This window comes from Kitasatospora sp. NPDC093558 (assembly GCF_040683475.1).
GTDB lineage: Bacteria > Actinomycetota > Actinomycetes > Streptomycetales > Streptomycetaceae > Kitasatospora.
On the sequence record NZ_JBFBDY010000045.1, the window covers coordinates 1 to 26,400 of the forward strand.

Genomic DNA, 26,400 nt, shown 5'->3' on the forward strand with positions numbered 1-26,400 from the left:
TGGTGCACGGCGACAGGGATCTGCCCTCCTGGTGCAGTCGCCCGGCGGACCGCCGTGTCGGCGCGGGCGCGCCCGGCCGGTCGGCGTTCGATGGCCGCCATGCGCGTCCGCCAGCTCACCGCCGCAGCCGCCGCGCTGCTGCTCGCCGCCGTCCTCGGCGGCTGCTCCGACCGCCCGGCCCCGGCCCGGCCCCCGGCCCCCGAGCCCCTCCCCGAGGTCACCGCCGCCACCGGGGACGTCCGGCCCGTCGACCGCACCGCCGTCCGCGACGGCGGGACGCTGCGCTGGGCCGTCGACCGCGTCCCCGCGACGCTCAACGTCTACCAGCCCGCCGCGACCGCCGACTCCGCGCTGCTCGCGCACGCCCTCTACCCGTCGCTCTTCCGGCCCGACGGGCACGGGCGGCTCGTCCCCGACCCGGACTACCTGGCCGGCGCCGAATCCACGCCGCCCGGGCAGCAGCCGCAGGTCGTCACCTACCGGCTCAACCCGCACGCCGTCTGGAGCGACGGCACCCCGCTGACGGCCGCCGACCTCATCGCCCAGCGGGCCGCGCTCTCCGGCCTCGACCCGGCCTATGGGAGCGGGCACCCGGCCGGGTACGACGCCATCGACGCGATCGGCCAGGGCGCCGACCCGCACGAGGTCAAGGTCACCTTCCGGCGGCCCTTCGCCGAGTGGCAGTCCCTCTTCGGCCCGCTGTACCCGGCGGCCGAGACGTCCACCGCCGCCTCGTTCAACCAGGCGCTCACGGGCGGCGGCCACCTCGGCGCCGGGCCGTACACGGTGTCCCGGTACGACGCCGAGGACGGGCTCGTGACGGTGGTGCGCAACCCGCTCTGGTGGGGCGACCGGCCGAACGCCGACCGGATCGACTTCCTCGCGGTGGCGCCCGAACGGCGGATCGACGCGCTGGACCAGGACCGGCTCGACATCGCCCCGATCACCGCGGCCGTGGACCGGGCGGTGCCCCCGGCGCCGACCGCGAGCCCCTCGGCGGCCGCCCCGCCCGCCGCCGCGCCAGCCGCCCCGCCCGCCGCCGCGCCCGGGGCGGCGGCGCTCGCCCTGCGGCGCGCCGAGTCGCTGCCCGGCGTCACCGTGCACCGGGCCACCGCGGCCTCGCTCACCCAGCTCACCCTCAACGCCGCCCGGGCCCCGCTCACCGACCCGGCGCTGCGCCTCGCCGTCGGCCGGGCCGTCGACCGGCGGCGCGTCGCCGACGCGGCCCTCACCCCGCTCGGCATCGCCCCGGCCGCGCTGGGCAGCCACCTCCTCGCGGGCGACCAGGACGGCTACCGCGACAACAGCGCCGCCGCCGGCCCCGCCGACGCCGCCCGGCTGTTCGACGAGGCCGGGTGGAAGCGCCCGGACGGCGGCGGCCCGCGGACCAAGGACGGCAAGGCCCTCGCCCTCGACCTGCTCGTCCCGGCCGGCTCCGCGACCGCGAAGCGCACCGCCGACGCCCTCACGGCCGGCCTCGCCGAGCAGGGCGTCGCCCTGCGGACGGTGACCGCGCCCGCCGACACCTTCGTCAAGGACCACCTCGCGGTGGGGGACTACGACCTCGCCCTGTTCTCCTGGCCGGCCGGCCCCGGCCCGGCGAGCCTGCAGCGCCCGGCCTACGCCAAGCCCCGGCCGGACCAGGACGGCGCGCTCGACCCCGGCAGCAACTACGGCCGCAGCGGCACCGAGGAGATCGACCGCCTCTTCGACCGGGCGGCCGGCGAACTCGACCCGGCCACCCGCCTGGACCTGCTCCAGGAGGCGGACGTCCGGATCTGGCAGCTCGGCCACTCGGTGCCGCTCTACCAGCGGCCGGAGCTGGTCGGCGTCCGCTCGGGCGTGGCCGGGGCCGGGGTGTGGGGCTTCGACTGGCCGCGCTTCCAGGACGTCGGGTGGTCCCGGACGCCGTAGCCCGGCGTGACCTGACTGTGATGTTGATCCCGCCGGATGGGCTCGTTTCTGCCCCGGTGCGCCCTTCCCCGTACCATAGGAGAAAGCCGAGGCATGTCCAGATGCCCGGCGGGTGGACCGGTAGTAGCAGGCGAACGGGTGACGGCGGCCGAACAGCGGCCGCAAGTGCGCGTCTCGCGGCCGGGCGCCGTAACCCACGATTCCGGGAGAATCCGCTAGGCATGCCCACGCGCAACGACATCCGTAACGTCGCCATCGTCGCCCACGTCGACCACGGCAAGACCACCCTGGTCGACGCCATGCTGAAGCAGGCCGGCGCCTTCGCCGCCCACCAGCAGCTCGACGACCGCATGATGGACTCGAACGACCTGGAGCGCGAGAAGGGCATCACCATTCTCGCGAAGAACACGGCGGTCAAGTACCACCCCAAGGACGGTGGCGCGCCGATCACCATCAACATCATCGACACCCCGGGCCACGCCGACTTCGGTGGCGAGGTCGAGCGCGGTCTGTCGATGGTGGACGCGGTCGTGCTCCTCGTCGACGCCTCCGAGGGCCCGCTGCCGCAGACCCGCTTCGTGCTCCGCAAGGCGCTCTCGGCCCGTCTGCCCGTCATCCTCTGCATCAACAAGACGGACCGCCCGGACTCCCGGATCGACGAGGTCATCAACGAGACCTACGACCTCTTCCTGGACCTGGACGCCGACGAGGACCAGATCGAGTTCCCGATCGTCTACGCGTGCGCGCGTGACGGCGTCGCCTCGCTGACCAAGCCGGAGAACGGCACCGTCCCGGCCGACAGCACCAGCCTGGAGCCGTTCTTCTCCACCCTGCTGGAGCACGTCCCGGCCCCGAGCTACGACGAGGACGCCCCCCTCCAGGCCCACGTCACCAACCTGGACGCCGACAACTTCCTCGGCCGCATCGCGCTCCTGCGCGTCGAGCAGGGCGAGCTGCGCAAGGGCCAGACCGTGGCCTGGATCAAGCGCGACGGCTCGATCCAGAACGTCCGCATCTCCGAGCTGCTGATGACCGAGGCGCTCACCCGCAAGCCGGCCGAGGTCGCGGGCCCCGGTGACATCTGCGCCGTCGCCGGCATCTCCGACATCATGATCGGCGAGACCCTGGCCGACCCGGAGAACCCGGTCGCGCTGCCGCTGATCACGGTGGACGAGCCGGCCATCTCGATGACCATCGGCACCAACACCTCGCCGCTCGTCGGCCGCGGTGGCAGCGGCAAGGGCGCGGACGCCAAGTCCGGCGCCAAGGTCGACCGCAAGGTCACCGCCCGCCAGGTGAAGGACCGCCTGGACCGCGAGCTCATCGGTAACGTCTCGCTGCGCGTCCTGGACACCGAGCGCCCGGACGCCTGGGAGGTGCAGGGCCGCGGTGAGCTGGCGCTGGCCATCCTCATCGAGACCATGCGCCGCGAGGGCTTCGAGCTGACCGTCGGCAAGCCGCAGGTGGTCACCAAGGAGGTCAACGGCAAGACGCACGAGCCGGTCGAGCGCCTCACCGTGGACGTCCCCGAGGAGCACATGGGCGCCGTCACCCAGCTCATGGGCATCCGCAAGGGCCGGATGGACAACATGTCCAACCACGGCTCGGGCTGGGTCCGTATGGAGTTCGTCGTGCCGTCCCGCGGCCTGATCGGCTTCCGTACCGAGTTCCTCACCAACACCCGCGGCACCGGCATCGCCCACTCGATCCACGAGGGCCACGAGCCGTGGTTCGGCACGCTGACGACCCGCAACAACGGCTCGCTGGTCGCCGACCGGGCCGGCGTGGTCACCGCCTTCGCGATGACCAACCTGCAGGAGCGCGGCGTGCTCTTCTGCGAGCCGGGCACCGAGGTGTACGAGGGCATGATCGTCGGCGAGAACTCGCGCTCCGACGACATGGACGTGAACATCACCAAGGAGAAGAAGCTCACCAACATGCGGTCCTCGACCGCCGACGTGGCCGAGTCGATCGTCCCGCCGCGCAAGCTCTCGCTGGAGCAGTCGCTGGAGTTCTGCCGCGAGGACGAGTGCATCGAGGTGACCCCGGAAACGGTTCGCATCCGCAAGGTCGTCCTGGACCAGAAGGACCGCGGCCGCACCGCGTCGCGCGCCAAGAAGGCGTGATCCCGACAGTTTGATCGGCCTTTGGCCGGAAAGTTCCGCCCCCCTTTCCAGTGGAGAGGGGGGCGAACTTTTTCAATCACCCCAAGTTGTCGATGCGCGTATAAACGGAATAGCGCCTATCACACTGGAGTGTCCGCTGAGCGAACATGACAGTCCGTCATTCATGACGACTGTCCGTTTGGTACCTGTCTGGCTATGTCTCATATGTCCGGTTTTCGAAACTTACCGACCGTTCATGTGACCTAATTGAGATCGGCAGTGGTCACTTTCGTGTCCGTGCGTGACGGATAGTGGAGCCAGTCAGGCTCGGGTCAAGGGTTAACGCGCAGGGGTGCGCGCCGAAACCACGAGCGCGGACGGCACCGCGGATCCGGTATCAACCACCCGCAGTGCTCTCCTCGTTGGAAAGTCGATTTCAGGAGGCATCCCCCATGCGTGGTGCAACCCAGACCAAGTGGCTCGTCGCGGCGACCGCGATCGCCCTGGCCGCGACCGCTTGCAGCACCAGCTCGAAGAGCAGCGACTCGGCCTCGAAGGACGGCGGCAGCATCGCCGTCCAGTCCGGTGAGCCCCAGCACGGTCTGGTTCCGCAGAACACTGCGGAGTCCGAGGGTTCCGAGATCCTGTACAACCTCTTCAGCGGCCTGGTCAAGTACGACATCCAGACCAACGCGCCGAAGCTCGACATGGCCGAGTCGATCGAGTCCGCGGACAGCACGACCTGGACGATCAAGCTCAAGGACGGCTACACCTTCCACAACGGCGAGAAGGTCACCGCCAAGTCCTACGTGGACGCCTGGAACTGGGGTGCCAACCAGGACAACGCCGCCGAGGGCCTGCCCTTCTACGACAAGATCCTCGGCTCCGAGGAGCTGGCCCCGGGCAAGGACAAGAAGCCCACCGCCAAGGAGCTCAAGGGCCTGAAGGTCGTCGACGACAAGACCTTCACCGTCACCCTGAAGTCGCCGTTCTCCCAGTTCAAGACGATGCTGGGTTACAACCCGTTCTACCCGCTGCCGACGGCGTTCTTCTCGGACCCGAAGGCCTTCGGTGAGCACCCCATCGGCAACGGTCCCTTCCAGATGGACGGCGACTGGGAGCACAACAAGCAGATCAAGGTCAAGCGTTACGACAACTACGGTGGCGCCAAGGCTCACCTGCAGAACGTGACCTTCAAGATCTACGACAACCTGGACACCGCGTACAACGACCTGCGCGCCGACAACATCCAGGCCACCAACAAGCTCCCGATCTCCGCGATGTCCACCGTCGCCAGCGAGTTCGGCGACCGCTACATCAACAAGCCGGAGTCGGGCGTCGGTTACATCGGCTTCCCGATCGCCTACAACCCGGCCTTCCAGAAGCCGGAGATCCGCAAGGCGATCTCGATGGCGATCGACCGTGACTCGATCACCAAGACGATCTTCGCCGGCACCCGCGTCCCGGCCTCGGACTTCATCAGCCCGCTGATCAACGGCTACCGCAAGGACGCCTGCGGCGACGCCTGCAAGTACGACCCGGCCAAGGCCAAGGACCTCTTCACCCAGGCCGGCGGTCTGCCGAACAACACCCTGGAGCTCGGCTACAACGCCGATGGCGGCCACAAGGAGTGGATCGAGGCCGTCGGCAACCAGCTGAAGAAGAACCTCGGCGTCGAGGTCACCTTCAAGCCGTTCGAGAAGTTCGGCAAGATCCTGGACGCGCTGCAGGCCAAGCAGTACCAGGGCGCCTTCCGCATGGCCTGGTCGATGGACTACCCGTCGATCGAGGACTACCTGCGCCCGATCTTCTCGAAGGTCGCCATCGACAGCGGCTCGAACTACGGCGGTTACGTCAACGACCAGTTCGAGACCCTGCTGAACCAGGCCGACGCGGCGAAGACCGAGGACGAGGGCATCAAGCTCTACCAGCAGGCCGACGACATCCTGATCAAGGACATGCCGTACATCCCGGTCTACACGTACCAGTCCTCCGCTGCGTACAGCAAGAAGATCAAGAACTTCAACACGGATGCGCAGATGCGCTTCGACCTGAGTGTGATTGAGATGGCCGGCTGATCCGGTAGTCAGACGATCGGGGGCGGGCGGACCGGACCACAGTCCGGCTCTGCCCGCCTCCCTTCCTTGTCCGAAAGTATGGAGGTCTGATGGGCCGCTATGTGATCCGCCGGTTGATACAGGCGATCCCTGTTCTCATCGGTGCGACGTTCCTGATCTACGCGATCGTCTTCTTCCTGCCCGGTGACCCGGTGCAGGCGCTCGCGGGCGAGAAGCGCGCCGACCCGATCGTGGCGGCGATGATCCGCCAGAGGTACCACCTGGACGAGCCGTTCTTCGTTCAGTACTGGGACTACATCTCGGGTGTCTTCCGCGGTGACCTGGGCGAGAGCCTGCAAGGTCGCAAGGTGGCCGACATGCTCGGCGAAGCGTTCCCGTACACCGTCAACCTCGCTGTGGTGGCGTTCGTCATCGAGGCGGTCGTCGGTGTGGCGGCGGGTGTCATGGCGGCCCTGCGCAAGGGCAAGTTCCTCGACCAGCTGGTCCTCATCAGCACCCTGCTGGTCATCTCGGTCCCGGTGTTCGTCACCGGCTTCATCCTCCAGCTGGTGCTCGGCGTCCAGCTGAAGAACTCGTACGGCATCGACTTCTTCTCGGTCTCCTTCAACGAAGAGGACGGGATCCGCGCGTACCTGCTGCCGGCCTTCGTCCTCGCGTCGCTGTCGCTCGCGTACGTCGCCCGGCTGACCCGCACCAGCCTGATGGAGACCATGCGCGCGGACTACGTCCGCACCGCGGTCGCCAAGGGCCTGAAGCGCCGTCGGGTGATCGTCCGGCACGCGCTGCGCAACGCCCTGATCCCGATCGTCACCTTCCTCGGTGCCGACCTCGGTGGCCTCATGGGCGGCGCGGTGATCACCGAGAAGATCTTCAACATGCACGGCATCGGTGGCCTCATCGCCCAGGCCGTGTACCAGAAGCAGGGCACGGTCATCGTCGGCATCGTCACGCTGCTGGTGCTGATCTACCTCCTGACCACCCTGCTCGTGGACATGCTGTACGCCGTGCTCGACCCGAGGATTCGCTATGAGTGACACCATCACCAAGGACGCCTCGGCGCCGGCCGGGGGCAACGACCCGAAGACCGCGCCGGCGAAGACCGAGAAGCCGGAGCGCGTCGCCAGCCTGTGGTCGGACGCGATCCGCGACCTGCGCCGCAACCCGCTGTTCATCATCGGCGGCGTGCTGGTGCTGGCGCTGATCGTCATCTCGGTCGTGCCGGGGTGGTTCACCGACGGCAGCCCGTTCGACAACGGCGCGTGCGACCTGTCGCACTCGCTGGAGCGCCCGAGCGCCGACCACTGGTTCGGCTACGACGTCCAGGGCTGCGACAACTACACCCGCACCATCTGGGGCGCCCGCAACTCGATCATCGTCGGCATCCTGACCACTACCGTGGTCACCCTGGTCGGCTCCCTCCTCGGCCTGTGGGCCGGCTGGAAGGGCGGGGTCATCGACTCGATCCTGTCGCGCGTGACCGAGATCTTCTTCTCGATCCCGACCCTGCTCGGCGGCATGCTGATCATGTCGATGCTGCCGTTCTCGGGCAACGCCTACAGCGTCTCGCTGGTGATGGCCGTCCTCGGCTGGCCGCAGATCTTCCGCATCATGCGCGCCTCCGTGCTGTCCAACAAGAACAACGACTACGTGATGGCCGCCCGCGCCCTGGGCGCCGGCGCGGGCCGGATCACCTTCCGGCACATCCTGCCGAACGCCATCGCGCCGGTCATCGTCGTCGCCGCGATCAGCCTGGGTGTCTTCATCGGCGCCGAGGCCGCCCTGTCCTACCTGGGCATCGGCGTCCAGTCCCCGCAGATCTCCTGGGGCCTGATGATCAGCGACGCCCAGGTCCGCTTCCTGGCGGCCCCGCACGTGCTGCTCTTCCCCGCCGCGGTCCTGAGCGTCACCGTGCTGGCCTTCATCATGCTCGGCGACGCGGTGCGCGACGCCCTCGACCCGAAGCTCCGCTGAGAGAAGAGGTGACGACCCGATGACCACCGTGATCGAGAAGAACCAGAAGAGCGGCCGGCTCGAAGTTGGCACCCCGCTGCTGGAGGTCAAGGACCTCCACGTGGAGTTCCACACCCGGGACGGCGTCGCGAAGGCCGTGAACGGCGTCAACTACTCCGTGGCCGCCGGTGAGACCCTGGCGGTGCTCGGCGAGTCCGGCTCCGGCAAGTCGGTGACCGCCCAGACCATCATGGGCATCCTCGACATGCCGCCCGGCAAGATCAGCCAGGGCCAGATCCTCTTCCGCGGCCAGGACATGCTGGCCATGAAGGAGGAGGAGCGCCGGCTGATCCGCGGCCAGAAGATCGCGATGATCTTCCAGGACGCGCTGTCCTCGCTGAACCCCGTCATGACCGTCGGCGCCCAGCTGGGCGAGATGTTCCGGGTGCACCGCGGCGCCTCCAAGAAGGAGGCCCGGGAGAAGGCCATCGAGCTGATGGAGCGGGTCCGCATCCCCGCCGCCAGGCAGCGCGTGGGCGACTACCCGCACCAGTTCTCCGGCGGCATGCGCCAGCGCATCATGATCGCCATGGCGCTCTCCATGGAGCCCGACCTGATCATCGCCGACGAGCCCACCACCGCCCTGGACGTGACCGTCCAGGCCCAGGTGATGGACCTGCTCGCCGAGCTGCAGGCCGAGTACAACATGGGCCTGATCCTGATCACCCACGACCTCGGCGTGGTCGCCGACGTCGCGGACAAGATCGCCGTCATGTACGCCGGCCGGATCGTCGAGACCGCCCCGGTGCGCGAGCTGTACGCCAACCCGGCGCACCCGTACACCAAGGGCCTCCTGCGGTCCATCCCGCGCCTGGACCAGAAGGGCCAGGAGCTGTACGCGATCAAGGGTCTGCCCCCGAACCTGCTGAAGGTCCCGGCCGGCTGCGCGTTCAACCCCCGCTGTGACGTCGCCACCGACCTGTGCCGCACGGAGATCCCCGCGCTGCACCAGGTGACCGACAAGGACGGCAAGGAGCTCACCGGCCGCCGCAGCGCGTGCCACCTCTGGAAGGAGACCCTCCATGGCTGAGCCCATCCTGGAGGTCAAGGACCTGGTCAAGCACTACCCGCTGACCCAGGGCATCCTCTTCAAGAAGCAGGTCGGCGCGGTCAAGGCGGTCGACGGCATCTCCTTCGACCTGATGAAGGGCGAGACGCTCGGCATCGTCGGCGAGTCCGGCTGTGGCAAGTCCACGCTGGCCAAGGTGCTGATGAACCTGGAGCGGGCCACCTCCGGCCAGGTGCTGTTCAAGGGCGAGGACATCTCCAAGCTGACCGGCCAGGCCCTCAAGGCCGTGCGCCGGAACATCCAGATGGTGTTCCAGGACCCGTACACCTCGCTGAACCCGCGCATGACGGTCGGCGACATCATCGGCGAGCCGTTCGAGATCCACCCCGAGGTGGCTCCGAAGGGCGACCGCCGCAAGGCCGTCCAGGACCTCCTGGACGTCGTCGGCCTGAACCCGGAGTACATCAACCGGTACCCGCACCAGTTCTCCGGCGGTCAGCGCCAGCGCATCGGCATCGCCCGTGGCCTCGCGCTCAAGCCCGAGATCATCATCTGCGACGAGCCGGTCTCCGCCCTGGACGTGTCCGTCCAGGCGCAGGTGATCAACCTGCTGGAGCAGCTGCAGACCGAGTTCGGCCTGTCGTACATGTTCATCGCCCACGACCTCTCCATCGTCCGGCACATCTCCGACCGCGTCGGCGTGATGTACCTCGGCAAGATGGTCGAGATCGGCACGGACGAGGAGATCTACGACAACGCCACCCACCCGTACACCCAGGCGCTGCTCTCCGCGGTGCCGGTGCCGGACCCGACCGCGCGCGAGAACCGCGACCGGATCATCCTGACCGGCGACATCCCCTCGCCGGCCAACCCGCCGTCCGGCTGCCGCTTCCGCACCCGCTGCTGGAAGGCGGAGGACCGCTGCTCCGAGGAGCTGCCGCTGCTCGCGGTCCCCTCGCTGCTGAAGGGCCCGGCCGCGCACGAGTCGGCCTGCCACTTCGCCGAGGTGCGGGAGACGGCGACGGCCGCGGCCTGACCGCCGGCGCCCGTGACGCACCCGGAAGGGCCCGTGGCTTCCCGCCACGGGCCCTTCCGGCATTTCTGTTAACTCGGCGCTGCGTCGATCCGGCGCTGCGTCAACTCCGCGTGCGGCCGAGCGCACCCGTCCGGGGGTACCCGACTCGCGCCGTCGCCGGGGCGCGCTTCTCATGGGGTGTGATGCGACACACACCTTGAGGAGGGACCTCCATGCCCGTAGCCGCCCGTGCTCGTTGGGTCCTCGCCGCTGCGACGTCCGTGGTCCTGGTGGCCACCGGGTGCAGCAGCAGCGGGGGCGGCAGCAGCTCGTCGGACACCAGCAAGACCTTCAGTTACCAGAGCAGTGAGCCGCAGAACCCGCTGCAGCCCGCCAACGCGAACGAGACCGGCGGCGGTCGCATCATCCAGAACCTGTTCAAGGGGCTCGTCGACTACGACCCCACCACCGCGAAGATCCGCATGCAGGTGGCCGACAAGATCGACACCAGCGACTCGCAGACCTTCACGGTGACGCTGAAGGACGGGTGGAAGTTCCACGACGGCACCCCGGTGCACGCCAAGAACTTCGTCGACGCCTGGAACTGGGGCGCGTCCACCGCCAACAACCAGATCAACAGCTCCTGGTTCTCCGACATCGAGGGCTACAAGGACGTCCACCCGGGCAAGGGCAGCCAGCCGACGGCGGACAAGATGTCCGGTCTGACCGTCCAGGACGACCTGCACTTCACCGTCAAGCTGAGCAACAAGGTCTCGTACTTCGAGTACAAGCTCGGCTACATCGCCTTCTCGCCGCTGCCGGACGGCTTCTTCAAGGACCCGGCCGGGTACGGGCAGAAGCCCGTGGGCAACGGGCCGTACCAGTTCGTCAGCTGGTCCCACAACCAGGAGGTCGTCACCAAGACCTTCGCGGACTACCAGGGCGTGGACAAGCCGAAGAACGGCGGCGTCGTCTTCAAGATGTACAACACGTCCGAGGCCGCCTACGCCGACCTCCAGTCCAGCAACCTGGACGTGATGGACCAGGTGCCGCCGTCCGCGCTGGCCACCTACAAGAGCGACCTCGGCGACCGGGCGATCGACTCCCCGCAGGGTGCCATCCAGAACGTCGGTTTCACGCTCTACCAGGCCGACTGGTCCGCGCCCGACAAGGCCAAGGTCCGCCAGGGCATCTCGATGGCGATCGACCGCGACACCATCACCAAGACCGTGCTCCAGGGCTCCCGCAAGGCCGCCAGCGCGTGGGTGGCCGAAGGCGTCGAGGGCTACAAGGAAGGCACCTGCGGCGACTTCTGCAAGTTCGACCCGGCGAAGGCCAAGGCACTGATCACCGAGGGCGGCGGCGTCCCCGGCAACAAGCTGACCATCCTCTACAACGCGGACGGCGGCCACAAGGAGTGGGTCGACGCGGTGTGCAACTCGATCCGGCAGAGCACCGGAGTGGACTGCACGGGCGACCCGAAGCCCGACTTCAAGACCGCGCGCGCGGCGATCACCGGACACCAGGTCGACGGCATGTTCCGGACGGGCTGGGTGCAGGACTACCCGCTCAACGCCAACTTCCTCGCGGACGTGTACCGCACCGGCGCCGCGTCCAACGACACGGGGTACAGCAGCCCGCAGTTCGACCAGGCCGCCAAGCAGGCCGACGAGGCCCCCAGCGTCGCCGACACGGTCACCGGCTACCAGGCAGCCGAGGCGGTGCTGGCGAGCGGCATGCCGACCCTCCCGCTCTGGTACTACCGGACCAACTCGGGCTACTCCACCAAGGTGCAGAACGTGAAGTTCGACTCCTTCGGCAACCCGGCCTGGACCCAGGTCGAGGTCAAGGGCTGATCCCCTCTCCCGCCGGCCCCGCCCTCACCGCACGGAGGGCGGGGCCCGGCCACCTCGGAAGGAGGCTCGGATGGGCAGTTACGTGCTGCGGCGGGTGCTGCAGATGATCCCGGTGTTCTTCGGCACCACGCTGCTGATCTTCCTGATGGTCTACACGCTGCCGGGCGACCCGGTGGCGGCGCTGTTCGGCGAGAAGGCCGCCGACCCGGCCGTGGTGGCCAGCATCAAGCACAAGTACTACCTCGACCAGCCGGTCTGGAAGCAGTACCTGCACTACATGGGCAACCTCTTCCAGGGGGACTTCGGAACCAGCTTCACCGGCCGTCCGGTCACCGACATCATGGCGGACGCCTTCCCGGTCACCATCCGGCTCGCGCTGCTGGCCTTCGTGTTCGAGATGATCCTCGGCCTGTGCCTCGGGCTCGTCTCCGGCCTCAAGCGCGGCAGCGTGCAGGACACCCTGGTGCTGATCCTGACCCTGCTGGTGATCTCGATCCCGGTCTTCGTGCTCGCGTACATCGCGCAGACGGTGTTCGCCACCAACCTGGGCTGGGTCACGCCGACGGTGCAGAACAGCTACGACCTCTCGCAGCTGATCCTGCCGGCGATGGTGCTCGGCTCGCTCTCGCTCGCGTACGTCGCCCGGCTCACCCGGACCTCGATCGGCGAGAACCTGCGGGCCGACTACATGCGCACGGCGGTCGCCAAGGGGCTGCCCCGGCGGACCATCATCTCCCGCCACCTGCTGCGCAATTCGCTGATCCCGGTGGTCACGTTCCTCGGTACCGACCTGGGCGCCCTGATGGGCGGCGCGATCGTCACCGAGGGCATCTTCAACGTGCAGGGCATCGGCAACGTCCTGTACCGGGCGATCAACCAGAAGGAAGGGCCGACGGTGGTCGGCATCGTGACCGTCCTGGTGATCGTCTACCTGGTCGCCAGTCTCCTCGTCGACCTGCTCTACGCGGTCCTGGACCCGAGGATCCGCTATGCCTGACATCCACGACGAAGACTCCTTCGAGCCCCACCCCAAGCCCGGCGTCTCGCGCCTGGACTACGCGGGCGAGCAGGGCATGGCCGTCGAGCAGGAGACCCTGGTCGAGTCCGACCCGGTCAAGCGCGAGGAGGCCCGCAGCCTCTGGGGCGACGCCTGGCGCGACCTGCGGCGGCGGCCGATCTTCCTGATCTCGGCGGTGCTGATCCTGCTGCTGGTCATCATGGCGATCTTCCCGTGGGCGTTCACCGACGCCGACCCGCGCAAGGCCGACCTGGTGCACAACTACCTGCGCCGGCCGGACTGGTCGGACGTGTTCGGGACCGGCTGGTTCGGCTACGACGGGCAGGGCCGGTCGATCTACGCCCGCGTCGTGTACGGCGCCCGCGCCTCGATCACCGTCGGCATCTGCGTCACCGCGACGGTCACCGTGCTCGGCGGCCTGGCCGGCATGGTCGCCGGGTACTTCGGCGGCGGCGTGGACGCGGTGATCTCCCGGATCGTCGACATCTTCTTCGGCATCCCGCTGCTGCTCGGCTCGCTGGTGCTGCTGAACGCCTTCTCCACCCGCACGGTGTGGAGCGTGGTCATCGCCCTCGGCTTCCTCGGCTGGACCCAGATCGCCCGCGTCATGCGCGGCGCCGTGCTGACCGTCAAACAGGCCGACTACGTGGTGGCCGGACGGGCGCTCGGGGCCGGGACCGGACGGCTGATGTTCCGGCACATCCTGCCGAACGCGATCGCGCCGGTGATCGTCGTCGCGACCATCGCGCTCGGCGGCTACATCGCGACCGAGGCGACGCTGAGCTTCCTCGGCATCGGCCTGCAGGACCCGACCATCTCCTGGGGCATCGACATCTCCTCCGCCCAGAAGGTGATCCGGACGGCACCGTACGTGCTGTTCTTCCCGGCCGCGGCGCTCTCCGTCACCGTGCTGGCCTTCATCATGCTGGGCGACGCGGTGCGCGACGCCCTCGACCCGAAGCTTCGCTGAGCGAGGGGAACGCATCGTGACTACAGCTGTGGACACCACCGAACCGGGGCGGGAGGCGCCGTACGAGGGACCGCTGCTCGACGTGCGGGACCTGCACGTCGAGTTCGTCACGCGGGACGGCGTGGCCCGGGCGGTCAACGGGGTCAACTACAGCGTCCGGGCGGGGGAGACGCTGGCGGTGCTGGGCGAGTCCGGGTCGGGCAAGTCGGTGACGGCGCAGGCGATCATGGGCATCCTCGACATGCCGCCGGCCCGCATCCCGCGCGGTGAGATCCGCTTCCGCGGCCAGGACATGCTCAAGATGGGCCGGGAGGAGCGGCGGCGGATCCGCGGCCGGAAGATCGCGATGATCTTCCAGGACGCTCTCTCCTCGCTCAACCCGGTGCTCAGCGTGGGCTTCCAGCTCGGCGAGATGTTCCGGGCCCACCACGGGACGTCCCGTCAGGAGGCCAAGGACAAGGCCGTCGAGCTGATGGACCGGGTGCGCATCCCGGCGGCGAAGCAGCGGGTGAACGACTACCCGCACCAGTTCTCCGGCGGCATGCGCCAGCGCATCATGATCGCGATGGCGCTGGCCCTCGAACCGGACCTGATCATCGCGGACGAGCCCACCACCGCGCTGGACGTGACCGTCCAGGCCCAGGTGATGGACCTGCTCGCGGAGTTGCAGTCCGAATTCCACATGGGGCTCATCCTGATCACCCACGACCTCGGCGTCGTCGCGGACGTCGCGGACAAGATCGCGGTGATGTACGCGGGCCGGATCGTCGAGACAGCGCCAGTCCACGAGCTGTACGCGCGGCCCGCGCACCCGTACACCCGGGGCCTGCTGGACTCGATCCCGCGCCTGGACCAGAAGGGCCAGGAGCTCTACGCGATCAAGGGGCTGCCGCCCAACCTGCTGCGGATCCCGAAGGGCTGCGCCTTCAACCCGCGCTGTCCGCGGGCGCAGGACATCTGCCGGTCCGAGGTGCCGGAGCTGTTCCCCGTGACCGAGGAGGACGGCACCGCGCTGGCCGGGCGGGGCAGCGCCTGCTTCTTCTGGAAGGAGACGCTCCATGGCCGGTAACGGGGCGAGTGCGCTGGGGGCGATCACGCCGGAGGAGGTCGCGTTCAAGCAGGACGTGGCGCGCGGCGAGCCGATCCTCGAAGTCCGCGACCTGGTCAAGCACTTCCCGCTGACCAAGGGCGTCCTGCTGAAGCAGCAGGTCGGCGCGGTGAAGGCGGTCGACGGGGTCGGCTTCGACCTGATGCAGGGCGAGACGCTGGGCATCGTCGGGGAGTCGGGCTGCGGGAAGTCGACGCTGGCCAAGGTGCTGATGAACCTGGAGCCGGCCACCGGGGGGTCCGTCCGGTACAAGGGCGAGGAGATCTCCCGGCTGTCGGGGGCGGGGCTGAAGGCGGTGCGGCGGAACATCCAGATGGTGTTCCAGGACCCGTACACCTCGCTGAACCCGCGCATGACGGTGGGCGACATCATCGGCGAGCCGTTCGAGATCCACCCGGAGGTGGCGCCGAAGGGCGACCGGCGCAAGGCCGTTCAGGATCTCCTGGACGTGGTCGGGCTCAACCCGGAGTACATCAACCGGTATCCGCACCAGTTCTCCGGCGGCCAGCGTCAACGCATCGGCATCGCACGGGGGTTGGCGCTCAAGCCGGAGGTCATCATCTGTGACGAGCCGGTCTCGGCGCTGGACGTCTCGGTGCAGGCGCAGGTCATCAACCTGCTGGAGAAGCTCCAGGGCGAGTTCAACCTCTCGTACATGTTCATCGCGCACGACCTCTCGATCGTCCGGCACATCTCCGACCGCGTCGGGGTCATGTACCTCGGCCGGATGGTCGAGATCGGCTCCGACACCGAGATCTACGACCACGCCACCCACCCGTACACCCAAGCCCTGCTGTCGGCCGTGCCGGTGCCCGACCCGACCGCGCGGGAGTCGCGGGACCGGATCGTGCTGACCGGGGACGTGCCCTCGCCGGCCAACCCGCCGTCGGGGTGCCGGTTCCGGACCCGTTGCTGGAAGGCGCAGGAGCGGTGCGCGGTGGAGGTCCCGCTGCTCACGGCGCCGTCGTGGCTGGAAGGGGCGGCCCGGCACGAGTCGGCGTGTCACTTCGCGGCGGAGCGCGAGGTCGGGCAGAGCGCGGCGGAGCGCGAGGTCGGGCAGAGCGCGGCGGAGCGCGAGATCGGGCAGAGCGCGGCGGAGCGGGACAACGGGACGGGGGCCGCCGCGGCCGGGTAACGATTCGGTCGACGTCGCGGCAGGCGGCGCGGACCAAGGGCGCGTCCTCGATTCGAGGGCGCGCCCTTCGCTGTGCTGCGCAAACGCCGGAAAATGATCGATTACTCCTCGTAAACGCGCGAATACCGGAGATCATCGTCCGCCTTCCGGAGCCCGGAACGGGCGGCTCCGGATGCGATATGCGGAATTTGGCGAGCATTGTCCGGGCCGGTCCCGGCGCGTAATTGAAAAGAGATGTGACGTGGATTCCGAAAGCCGGTCGGTTGATCGATAGTTGCTTTGCGCGTATCAGTGGTCACCTCGCCAACTGTGCGGATCGGCCCTGAGATGTCGACCCCCGTCACGCCCGGCACACCGAGTGGCGGGGCCGCCGTTCGTTCGTAAGCCCCCAAAACGAGGAGCAGTTGAATGAGGCTCACCAAGACGATGCGCCTGACCGCCCTGGCGGCCTGCACGGCACTCGCGGTCTCCGCGTGCAGCACGGGCGACGACAAGAAGACGGGCGGCGGTGCGAGCGGCAAGACCGGCGGCTCGATCAGCGTCCAGTTGGGTGAGCCGCAGAACGGCCTGATCCCCCAGAACACCGCGGAGTCCGAGGGCACCCAGGTCGAGTACGCGCTCTTCGTCGGGCTCGTCGACTACGACTCCAAGACCAACGCGCCCCGGCTGAACATGGCCGAGTCGATCGAGTCCCCGGACTCCACCGTCTGGACGATCAAGCTCAAGGACGGCTACACCTTCCACAACGGCGAGAAGGTCACCGCGCAGTCCTACGTCGACGCCTGGAACTGGGGCGCGAACCAGGACAACGCCGCGCAGGCCCTGCCGTTCTTCGACAAGGTCCTCGGCTCCGACGAACTCGCCCCCGGCAAGGACAAGAAGCCCGCCGCCAAGGAGCTCAAGGGCCTGAAGGTCGTCGACGACAAGACCTTCACCGTCACCCTCAAGGCGCCGTTCTCGCAGTTCAAGACCATGCTCGGGTACAACGCCTTCTACCCGCTCCCGAAGGTGTTCTTCAACGACCCGAAGGCCTTCGGCGACAACCCGATCGGCAACGGCCCGTTCCAGATGGACGGTCCGTGGCAGCACAACCAGCAGATCAAGGTCAAGCGCTACGACAACTTCCCGGGCAAAAAGGCCAAGCTCGATTCGGTCACCTTCAAGATTTACGACAAGCTGGAAACCGCGTACAACGACCTGCGCGCGGACAACATCCAGATCACCAACAAGCTGCCGATCTCGGCGATGGCGACGGTGGGCCAGGAGTTCGGCGACCGCTACATCTACCAGCCGGAATCCGGCGTCGGCTACATCGGATTCCCGATCGCGACCAACCCGGCGTTCGCCAAGCCCGACCTGCGCAAGGCGATCTCGATGGCGATAGACCGTGACGCGATCACCAAGACCATCTTCTCCGGCACCCGCAAGCCGGCCGACGACTTCGTCAGCCCGATCATCCCGGGCTACCGCCAGGGCGCCTGCGGCGACGCCTGCAAGTACGACCCGGCGAAGGCCAAGGCGCTCTACACCCAGGCCGGCGGCCTGCCCGGCAACAAGCTGGAGATCGGCTACAACGCCGACGGCGGCCACAAGGAGTGGATCGAGGCGGTCGGCAACCAGCTGAAGAACAACCTCGGGATCGACGTCACCTTCAAGCCGTTCGAGAAGTTCGGCAAGATCCTCGACGCGCTCGGCAAGAAGGAGTACACGGGCGCGTTCCGCATGGCCTGGTCGATGGACTACCCGTCGATCGAGGACTACCTGCGCCCGATCTTCTCGAAGATCGCCATCGAGAACGGCTCCAACTACGGCGGCTACGTCAACGAGGACTTCGAGGCGCTGCTCGCCAAGGCCGACCAGGCGAAGACCGAGGACGAGGGCATGAAGTTCTACCAGCAGGCCGACGACATCCTGCTCAAGGAGCTGCCGTACGTCCCGGTGTACACCTACATGAGCTCCGGGGCCTACACCAAGACCGTCAAGAACGTCGTCATCGACGCCCAGAACCGCATCGACCTGGCCTCCGTCGAACTCGCCTGACCCGGCTCCACCTGACCGGTGCGTCCCGCAGGGCGGCGCGGGGAACCCCCGTGCCGCCCGTCGGCGACGCGCCCCAACCACGAGGAGGCCGCCGCATGGGCCGCTATGTGGTCCGCCGGGTCATCCAGGCCATACCTGTGATCCTCGGCGCGACGTTCCTGATCTACGCACTGGTCTTCCTGCTGCCCGGTGACCCCATCCAAGCGCTGGCCGGTGAGAAACGCGCGGACCCGACGGTCGTCGCGATGCTGCACGACCGGTACCACCTGGACGATCCGTTCTTCCTCCAGTACTGGCACTACCTGGCCGGCCTGTTCCAGGGCGACTTCGGCGAGGACTACCGCGGCCACGCGGTCGTGGACGTGATGACCAGGGCCTTCCCGTACACCATCAACCTCGCGCTGACCGCGCTGGTCATCGAGATGGGCGCGGGCGTCACCGCCGGTGTGGTCGCGGCCCTGCGGCGCGGCAAGTTCATCGACAACCTGGTGCTGATCTCGACCCTGATGGTCATCTCGATCCCGACCTTCGTGATCGGCTTCGTGCTCCAGCTGCTCCTCGGGGTGAAGCTCCACAACGACTACGGCATCGACTTCTTCCCGGTCTCGTTCAACGAGGACGACGGCTTCCGCGCCTACCTCCTGCCGGCCTTCGTGCTCGCGTCCACCTCGCTCGCGTACATCGCCCGGCTCACCCGGACCAGCCTGACCGAGGTGATGCGGGCCGACTACGTCCGTACGGCGGTGGCCAAGGGCCTGAGCCCGCTGCGCGTCGTGGTGCGGCACGGGCTGCGCAACGCGCTGATCCCGATCGTCACCTTCCTCGGCATGGACCTGGGGTCGCTGATGGGCGGTGCGGTGATCACCGAGGGCATCTTCAACATCCCGGGGATCGGACACCAGCTGTTCCAGTCCGTGTACCTGCGCGAACGCACCATCGTGGTGGGCGTCGTGAGCGCCCTCGTGATGGTGTACCTCTTCACCAACCTGGTGGTCGACCTGCTCTACGCCGTTCTTGACCCGAGGATCCGCTATGAGTGAGCCGACGAACGCGCTGGACACGACGGCCCCGGCGACGAAGGCGGCGCCCGCCACGGGCGACAATGAGCGGGTGGCGAGCCTCTGGACGGACGCCTGGTACGACCTGCGGCGCAACCCGCTCTTCATCATCGGCGGACTGCTGGTGCTCCTCATGGTGGCGATGGCCGTCGCCCCGCAGCTGTTCACCGACAAGGACCCGAACTCGGCCGGCTTCTGCGAGCTCTCGTCCTCGCTGCAACGCCCCTCCGGGGACCACTGGTTCGGCTTCGACGTCCAGGGCTGCGACGTCTACACCCGGACCATCTGGGGCGCCCGCAACTCGATCATCGTCGGCATCCTGACCACCTCGCTGGTGGTCCTGGTCGGCGGCACGCTCGGGCTGCTGGCCGGCTGGCTGGCCGGGTTCTGGGACAGCCTGCTCTCGCGCGTGACCGAGATCTTCTTCGCGATCCCGCTGCTGCTCGGCGGCATGCTCATCATGTCGACCTGGCAGAAGGGCAACGCCTGGACGGTCTCGGCGGTGATGGCGGTGCTCGGCTGGCCGCAGATCTACCGGCTGATGCGCTCGGCGGTGATCTCCAACAAGCACAACGACTACGTGGTCGCCGCCCGTGCGCTCGGGGCCGGCACCGGGCGGATCGTCACCCGGCACATCCTGCCGAACGCGGTGGCGCCGGTGATCGTGGTCTCCACCATCAACCTCGGCGTGTACATCGGCGCCGAGGCCGCGCTGTCCTACCTGGGCATCGGCATCCAGTCCCCGGCGATCTCCTGGGGCCTGATGATCAGCGACGCCCAGTCCCGCTTCCTGAACGCCCCGCACGTGCTGCTCTTCCCGGCCGTCGTGCTGAGCATCACCGTGCTGGCGTTCATCATGCTCGGCGACGCGGTGCGCGACGCCCTCGACCCCAAGCTGCGCTGAGGAGGGCCGCGGACCATGACTGACACGACGAAGCCGTCCGGCACGAGGGACGGCGGGGCGCGCGTGGGCGCGATCGAGGTAACCGGCCCGCGCCGGGAGAACCTGGTGCCCGGCACGCCGCTGCTCGAAGTCGACGACCTGCACGTCGAGTTCGCCACCCGGGACGGCGTCGCCAAGGCCGTCAACGGCGTCAGCTACTCGGTGTCGGCCGGGGAGACGCTGGCGGTGCTCGGCGAGTCCGGGTCGGGCAAGTCGGTGACGGCACAGGCGATCATGGGCATCCTGGACATGCCGCCCGGGCGGATCACGGCCGGCAAGGTGCTCTTCCGGGGCGAGGACCTGCTGACGATGAGCCCCAGGGCCCGGCGCGCGGTGCGCGGCCGGAAGATCGCGATGATCTTCCAGGACGCGCTCTCCTCGCTCAACCCGGTGCTCAGCGTGGGCTACCAGCTCGGCGAGATGTTCCGGGTGCACCAGGGCGCCTCGCGCAAGGAGGCGAAGGAGCGCTCGGTCGAGCTGATGGAGCGGGTGCGCATCCCTGCGGCGGCGCAGCGGGTGAACGACTTCCCGCACCAGTTCTCCGGCGGCATGCGCCAGCGCATCATGATCGCGATGGCGCTCTCGATGGAGCCCGACCTGATCATCGCCGACGAGCCCACCACCGCCCTGGACGTGACCGTCCAGGCCCAGGTGATGGACCTGCTCGCCGAGCTGCAGGACGAGTTCCACATGGGGCTCATCCTGATCACCCACGACCTCGGCGTGGTCGCCGACGTCGCGGACAAGATCGCGGTGATGTACGCGGGACGGATCGTCGAGACGGCGCCCGTCCACGAGCTGTACGCGCGACCGGCCCACCCGTACACCCGGGGCCTGCTCAACTCGATCCCCCGGCTGGACCAGAAGGGGCAGAACCTGTACGCCATCCAGGGCCTGCCGCCGAACCTGCTGCGGATCCCGACGGGCTGCGCGTTCAACCCGCGCTGCGACCGTGCGCAGGACGTCTGCCGGTCCGAACTGCCGCCGCTCGTACCGGTGCTGGACGCGGAGGGCAGGGACCTGCCGGGCCGGCACAGCGCCTGCCACTTCTGGAAGGAGACCCTCCGTGGCTGAGCCGATCCTGGAAGTCCGGGACCTGGTCAAGCACTACCCGCTGACGCAGGGCATCCTCTTCAAGCGGCAGGTCGGCGCGGTCAAGGCCGTGGACGGCATCTCCTTCGACCTGGTCAAGGGGGAGACGCTGGGCATCGTCGGGGAGTCCGGCTGCGGGAAGTCGACGCTGGCCAAGGTGCTGATGAGCCTGGAGCGGGCGACCGCGGGCCAGGTGCGGTACAAGGGCCAGGACATCACCCGCTTGTCGGGGGCGGGGCTGAAGGCGGTGCGGCGGAACATCCAGATGGTGTTCCAGGACCCGTATACGTCACTGAACCCGCGCATGACGGTGGGCGACATCATCGGCGAACCGTTCGAGATCCACCCGGAGGTGGCGCCGAAGGGCGATCGCCGCAAGGCCGTTCAGGATCTCCTGGACGTCGTCGGGCTCAACCCGGAGTACATCAACCGGTATCCGCACCAGTTCTCCGGCGGCCAGCGTCAACGCATCGGCATCGCGCGGGGGTTGGCGCTCAAGCCGGAGATCATCATCTGTGACGAGCCGGTCTCGGCGCTCGACGTCTCGGTGCAGGCGCAGGTGATCAACCTGCTGGAGCAGCTGCAGGGCGAGTTCGGGCTCTCGTACATGTTCATCGCGCACGACCTCTCCATCGTCCGGCACATCTCCGACCGCGTCGGCGTGATGTACCTCGGCAAGATGGTCGAGATCGGCACGGAGGACGAGATCTACGTGCACCCGACCCACCCGTACACCCAAGCCCTGCTGTCGGCCGTGCCGGTGCCCGACCCGACCGGCCGCGAGCAGCGCGAGCGCATCCTGCTCAGCGGGGACCTGCCGTCGCCGGCCAACCCGCCGTCCGGCTGCCGGTTCCGGACCCGCTGCTGGAAGGCGCAGGAGCGGTGCTCGGAGGAGGTGCCGCTGCTCGCGGTGCCCGCGCTGCTGAAGGGGCCGGCCGCGCACGAGTCGGCCTGCCACTTCGCCGAGGTGCGGGACGTGATCGGGAGCGCCTGAGCCCGTCGTGCCGGCCGGGCCGTGGAGTGCGCCGACTCCGCGGCCCGGCCGCCGCGTTGCGGGGGCCCGGCGGGCCGGTCACTTCTCGAAGCCGACGTTCTCCCAGACGATGTCGGACAGGCCCTGCGCGCCGATGTTGGCGAGGTTGGCGCGGGCGCCGTACAGCTGTGGCCGCTGGTAGAGGGGGAGCATCCCGGCGACCTTCCACAGCTCGGCGTCGGCCTGGTTGATGGCCTCGGAGGCGCCGGCGGCGTCGGGTGCGGCGGCGGCCCGGTCGAGGGCGGCGTCGACGGCCGCGCTGCCGGTGCCGGAGTGGTTGTTGCCACTGCTCTGGACGAAGCTGGCGCGGCTGCCGCTGGCCGGGAAGGGCGTGCCGAGCAGCGCGTACACGGTGAGGTCGAAGTCCTGCCGGTTGACGTACTTGTCGAAGAACTCGTTGGCGCCGGCCTGCACGGTGGTGACCTTCACGCCGACGGCCTTGAGCATCCCGGTGACGCTCGCGGCCTCGGCCTGGGCGGTGGCGACGCCGGCCGGGACGACGATCCGCAGGTTCAGCTCGCGGCCGTCCTTGTGGCGGACGTCGCCGTCGAGCTTCCAGCCGGCCGCGTCGAGCTTGCGGCGGGCCTCGGCGGGGTCGTAGCGGCTGAGACCGAGCGAGTTGTCGCGGTAGGCGTTCTGGTTGGCGACCAGCAGGTGGTTGTTGAGCGTGACGGGCGGCCAGTCGAGGCCCTTGAGGTCGTCGCGGGCGATCGCGTCCCGGTCGATCGCCTGGAACACGGCCTGGCGCACGGTGGCGTCGGTGAGCAGCGGGCTGCGGCCGTTGAGGGTGAGCTGGCGGAAGTCGGGCCCGCCGGCCCGGCGGACGACGGCGCCCTTGGTGCGCTTGACGGCCTCGTACCCGGCGACGTCCGGGCCGTTGTTGAACAGGTCGATCTCGCCGCGGCCGAAGGCGGCGGCCATCGTCGCGGGGGTCATGGCGTGGAAGACGATCCGGTCCAGCAGCGGCTTGTCGCCCCACCAGGCCGGGTCGGCGACCAGGGTGACGGTCTGGGCCGCCGGGTCCAGCTTCTCGACCTTGAACGGGCCCGCGGTGACCGGGATGGCGTCCAGGTAGGCGGTGTTGAACAGGTCCGGGCTGCTCACCCTGCTCGCCGGCAGCAGCGGGGCGTTGGCGGCGCCGTTGAACATCGACTGCCACTCGGAGAACGGCTGGTCGAAGGTCATCACGGCCTGGAAGTCGTCCTTGCCGGGCACGACCGAGGAGACCAGCTCGAAGCCGGTGCTGCTGGAGGACTTGTACGCCGGGTCCTTGCCGTTCATCGCGCGCCAGTCGGCCTCGATGTCGCGCCAGGTGATCGGGGTGCCGTCGGACCAGTGGGCCCTCGGGTTGAGCGTCCAGACGACCACCTGCCGGCCGTCCCTGAGTTCGGCGTGGGCGTCCTGGAGGTAGGCCGGGTTGGGGGTCTGGGTGCCGGCCGCGTCGGAGCGGAAGAAGGTGGGCAGCAGCGGCTTGGTGACGCTGCCCGTCGAGGACTCGGTGCCGTCGGCGTGGACCGGCGACCACTGGTGGGAGAACTGCGCGATCGCGAGGTTCAGGGTGCCGCCCTGGCGCAGCTGGGCGCGGTCGCGCGGATTGACGTCCGTCGACGTGATCTTGGGCGACTGCGGGGCGGACGCCATCGCGTCGCCGGGCGAGCCGTCCGGCTGGGAGGCGCACGAACAGAGCGTCAGTGAGAGGCAGAGCACGGTGAGGCCGGAGAGCAGGGCCGTCCGGTGGTGGGGGCGGCCCATGGGCGTGCTCCTGAGGCGTGTGTGACGGATGGTGTGGCGTCACATCTTGGCGAGCCGGGCGGGAGTTGTCGAGAGGGGGTCATGGGCGGCGAGAAACGCCGAGGGGCGGGCCCGCTGCCTCTCGGTGGAGACGGCGGCCCGCCCCTCGGCGGTCGCGTGCGGCGGTCGCGTGCGGGCGCCCGGGCCGCGGCTCAGGCCACGGCTCGGGCTACCCCCGGGCCACGGCTCAGGCGACGGTGAACTTGAAGGTGCGGTCCTTGTCGCCGCTCTTGTCGAGCAGCGGCGTGAGCGCGTCGGCGACGTCCTGGGCGGTGATCGCCACGGACTGGCCGTTCTTCTTGATCTTCACCTTGTCGAAGACGTTGCCGAGCTGGGCGTTCAGCGCGTCCAGGTCCCACTTGGGCACGATCTTGCCGGAGGCGTCCGGGACGAGGGTGAGCGTCTTGGCGGCGGTCTGCTTGCCGAAGTTCCAGGTCTTGGTGCCGGCCGTGAGGTGGATCTGGCCGCTGACCGCCGACTTGCCGAGGCCGTCCGCGGCGGCCTGGAGGGCCTGGGCGGAGATCTTGGGCTGGGCGGCCGTGACGTTCAGCGCGACCGGCTGGTCGGGCTTGCCGGCGGCGCGGTCGCGGTAGGCCTGCTCGACCACGGCGACGGCGCCCGCGGAGTCCAGCGCCTGGCCGGCCTTGCCCGGCACGACGACCGGGTCGCCGGAGTCGCCGAACTTGACGTAGCCCTCCTGGAGGCCCTGGCCGGCGCCGGCGGCCAGACCGTCGAGCGCGGCCTTGAGCTTGGCCCGGTCGACCTTCACCTCCGGCGCGACGTTCTTCGTGCCGCCCTTCAGCGACTTGATGACGTCGACCGGGCTGTAGCTGTGCTGGGTGAGGCCGTCCACGGTGGCCGTGGTGTCGAAGCCGAGCCCGGCGACCGTCGGGTCCAGGTCGACGGTCTGGTCGCCGATCTTCAGCTTGAGCGGCTGCTGGCCGACCTTGCCCACCGTCTCGTCGAGCTGGTGGATGGCCTGGTCGCGGTTGTTGCCGCCGATGTCGGTGCCGAGCACCACGGTGCCCTTGGGGATGTCCGACTGGTTCAGCATCAGGCCGGTGCCGTACGCGGCGGCGCCGAGGAACAGGACGCCGCCGATGCCGTAGACGCCGAGCTTGACGATCTTCTTGCCGGCGCCGCCCTTCTTCTTGGCCTTGCCCTGGGCCTTGTCCTGCGCCTTGGCGGGCGGGGCCTTGGCGGGCTCCGGGGTGCCGGGGGCCGGGCTGCCGGGCTCCGGGCGGGGGCCGGGCGCGGGGGCCGGCAGCGGGGTGACCTCGGTGGACTCCGGGTCGCGGCCGGGCTGGTGCGGGCGGGCCGGGGCGGCGTTGAACGGGTCGTTGCCGAACGGGTCGGCGGGGGAGCCCTGGCCGCCCGGGGCACCGGGGAAGAGGCCGCCGGGCGCGGGCGCGAACGCGTCCTGGCCGGCGAGCGTGCCGGGGCGCTGCGCGGCGAACGGGTCGGCGCCGGTGGGCGCGGACGCGAACAGGCCGGGCTGCGGGGCGCCGTTGTGGGGCAGGCCGGGTATGGCGGCCGCCGGGGGCACGTCCTCGCGGACCGGCGCGAAGCCGTCGACGGAGGTGTCCTCGGGGTCGGCCGCGCCGCCGGCCGGGAAGGGCCGGGCGCCCTGCGGGCCGCGGTTCCGCGGACGGCCCTCGGGGGCACCGGAGCCCTGCGGACCGCGCTTCTGCGGACGGCCGTTCTGCGGGCCGCGCGGGCCGGCGGGGGTCGCCGCGGCGGGAGGAACGGGGGCGAACGGGTCGGCGGCGAACGGGGCCGCCGCGGCCTCGTACACACCGGGCTCGTCCGCCTGGCCCTGCGGGCCGCCGAACGGCGCGGCGGGCCGGCCGGCCGGGCGGGGTGCGGGAGCCGGGGCGGGCGCGGCACCGTGGGCCTGGGCCTGGCCGGGCACCGGACGGCCGCCTGGCCGGGCGGCACCCTGGCCGGGGCGCGGGGAGCCGTTCCGCGGGGCGCCGTCGGGGCGCGCGCCGTTCGGCTGGGCGCCGTTCGCACGCGTGCCGTTCGGCTGGGCCTGCGGCTTGGCCTGGGACTGCGCCTTGGGCTGCGGCTGGGCCTGCGGCCCGTCGCCGGCACCCGGCGCACCGGCCGGGACCGGGGCGGGCGCGGCCTCGCCGGGCGCCGACGCGGCCTTCTTCTGCCGCGGCCGGAACCACGCGCCGGTCGACTCGGACTCGGAGGTCGCCGGCGGGATCGGCGGGATCTGC

General features: G+C 69.4%; 19 protein-coding genes. 17 read left to right on the forward strand and 2 right to left on the reverse strand.

Annotated features, from left to right (window positions below; all coding sequences use genetic code 11):
- The first annotated feature begins 99 nt into the window (after positions 1–99).
- The 17 genes from AB0O00_RS07805 (at position 100) to AB0O00_RS07885 (ending at position 22,345) form a co-directional block, all read left to right on the forward strand.
- Positions 100–1,914 (forward strand): ABC transporter family substrate-binding protein, encoded by a 1,815-nt coding sequence (locus AB0O00_RS07805; protein WP_363649229.1) that lies wholly within the window; start codon positions 100–102, stop codon positions 1,912–1,914.
- A 221-nt stretch (positions 1,915–2,135) separates the two neighbouring features.
- Complete coding sequence (typA, locus tag AB0O00_RS07810; protein WP_363649231.1) at positions 2,136–4,040, forward strand: translational GTPase TypA; 1,905 nt, start codon at positions 2,136–2,138, stop codon at positions 4,038–4,040.
- A gap of 431 nt (positions 4,041–4,471) precedes the next feature.
- Positions 4,472–6,097: an ABC transporter substrate-binding protein gene (locus tag AB0O00_RS07815; RefSeq protein ID WP_363649233.1), complete on the forward strand. Its 1,626-nt coding sequence runs from the start codon at positions 4,472–4,474 to the stop codon at positions 6,095–6,097.
- Positions 6,098–6,186: 89 nt separating this feature from the next.
- The gene (locus AB0O00_RS07820; RefSeq protein WP_363649235.1) at positions 6,187–7,131 is read left to right on the forward strand and encodes an ABC transporter permease; all 945 of its coding nucleotides are present in this window, start codon (positions 6,187–6,189) and stop codon (positions 7,129–7,131) included.
- Positions 7,124–8,068, forward strand: a complete 945-nt coding sequence (locus AB0O00_RS07825) for an ABC transporter permease (protein ID WP_363649237.1) — start codon at positions 7,124–7,126, stop codon at positions 8,066–8,068. Before AB0O00_RS07820 ends, AB0O00_RS07825 begins: the two co-directional genes overlap by 8 nt.
- A 19-nt stretch (positions 8,069–8,087) precedes the next feature.
- Positions 8,088–9,137 (forward strand): ABC transporter ATP-binding protein, encoded by a 1,050-nt coding sequence (locus AB0O00_RS07830; protein WP_363649239.1) that lies wholly within the window; start codon positions 8,088–8,090, stop codon positions 9,135–9,137.
- Positions 9,130–10,152 carry a dipeptide ABC transporter ATP-binding protein gene (locus AB0O00_RS07835; RefSeq protein WP_363649241.1) on the forward strand — a complete coding sequence of 341 codons (1,023 nt, stop codon included), beginning with the start codon at positions 9,130–9,132 and terminating at the stop codon, positions 10,150–10,152. The genes AB0O00_RS07830 and AB0O00_RS07835 overlap by 8 nt, the downstream gene beginning before the upstream one ends.
- A gap of 212 nt (positions 10,153–10,364) precedes the next feature.
- Positions 10,365–11,987 carry an ABC transporter substrate-binding protein gene (locus AB0O00_RS07840; RefSeq protein WP_363649243.1) on the forward strand — a complete coding sequence of 541 codons (1,623 nt, stop codon included), beginning with the start codon at positions 10,365–10,367 and terminating at the stop codon, positions 11,985–11,987.
- Positions 11,988–12,057: 70 nt separating this feature from the next.
- Positions 12,058–12,984 (forward strand): ABC transporter permease, encoded by a 927-nt coding sequence (locus AB0O00_RS07845; RefSeq protein WP_363649245.1) that lies wholly within the window; start codon positions 12,058–12,060, stop codon positions 12,982–12,984.
- 76 nt (positions 12,985–13,060) lie between these two features.
- Entirely contained in the window at positions 13,061–13,975 is a 915-nt protein-coding gene (locus AB0O00_RS07850; protein ID WP_363649266.1) for an ABC transporter permease, read from the forward strand.
- A 16-nt stretch (positions 13,976–13,991) separates the two neighbouring features.
- Positions 13,992–15,044, forward strand: coding sequence for an ABC transporter ATP-binding protein (locus tag AB0O00_RS07855; RefSeq protein WP_363649247.1), 1,053 nt, complete (start codon positions 13,992–13,994; stop codon positions 15,042–15,044).
- Complete coding sequence (locus AB0O00_RS07860; RefSeq protein WP_363649249.1) at positions 15,034–16,218, forward strand: dipeptide ABC transporter ATP-binding protein; 1,185 nt, start codon at positions 15,034–15,036, stop codon at positions 16,216–16,218. The genes AB0O00_RS07855 and AB0O00_RS07860 overlap by 11 nt, the downstream gene beginning before the upstream one ends.
- Before the next feature lie 408 nt (positions 16,219–16,626).
- Entirely contained in the window at positions 16,627–18,258 is a 1,632-nt protein-coding gene (locus tag AB0O00_RS07865) for an ABC transporter substrate-binding protein (protein WP_363649252.1), read from the forward strand.
- Positions 18,259–18,353: 95 nt separating this feature from the next.
- A complete protein-coding gene (locus tag AB0O00_RS07870; protein WP_363649254.1) occupies positions 18,354–19,298 on the forward strand; it encodes an ABC transporter permease in 945 nt (314 codons plus the stop codon).
- Positions 19,291–20,220: an ABC transporter permease gene (locus tag AB0O00_RS07875; protein ID WP_363649256.1), complete on the forward strand. Its 930-nt coding sequence runs from the start codon at positions 19,291–19,293 to the stop codon at positions 20,218–20,220. Before AB0O00_RS07870 ends, AB0O00_RS07875 begins: the two co-directional genes overlap by 8 nt.
- A gap of 15 nt (positions 20,221–20,235) precedes the next feature.
- On the forward strand, positions 20,236–21,333 hold the full coding sequence (locus tag AB0O00_RS07880) for an ABC transporter ATP-binding protein (RefSeq protein WP_363649258.1): 1,098 nt from the start codon (positions 20,236–20,238) through the stop codon (positions 21,331–21,333).
- Positions 21,326–22,345, forward strand: coding sequence for a dipeptide ABC transporter ATP-binding protein (locus AB0O00_RS07885; RefSeq protein WP_363649260.1), 1,020 nt, complete (start codon positions 21,326–21,328; stop codon positions 22,343–22,345). Before AB0O00_RS07880 ends, AB0O00_RS07885 begins: the two co-directional genes overlap by 8 nt.
- A 78-nt stretch (positions 22,346–22,423) precedes the next feature.
- Here AB0O00_RS07885 and AB0O00_RS07890 read toward each other — a convergent pair whose 3' ends face one another.
- Positions 22,424–24,136, reverse strand: coding sequence for an ABC transporter family substrate-binding protein (locus tag AB0O00_RS07890; RefSeq protein ID WP_363649262.1), 1,713 nt, complete (start codon positions 24,134–24,136; stop codon positions 22,424–22,426).
- A gap of 226 nt (positions 24,137–24,362) precedes the next feature.
- The coding region (locus AB0O00_RS07895) for a hypothetical protein (RefSeq protein ID WP_363649264.1) at positions 24,363–26,400 on the reverse strand (2,038 nt) is incomplete at its 5' end.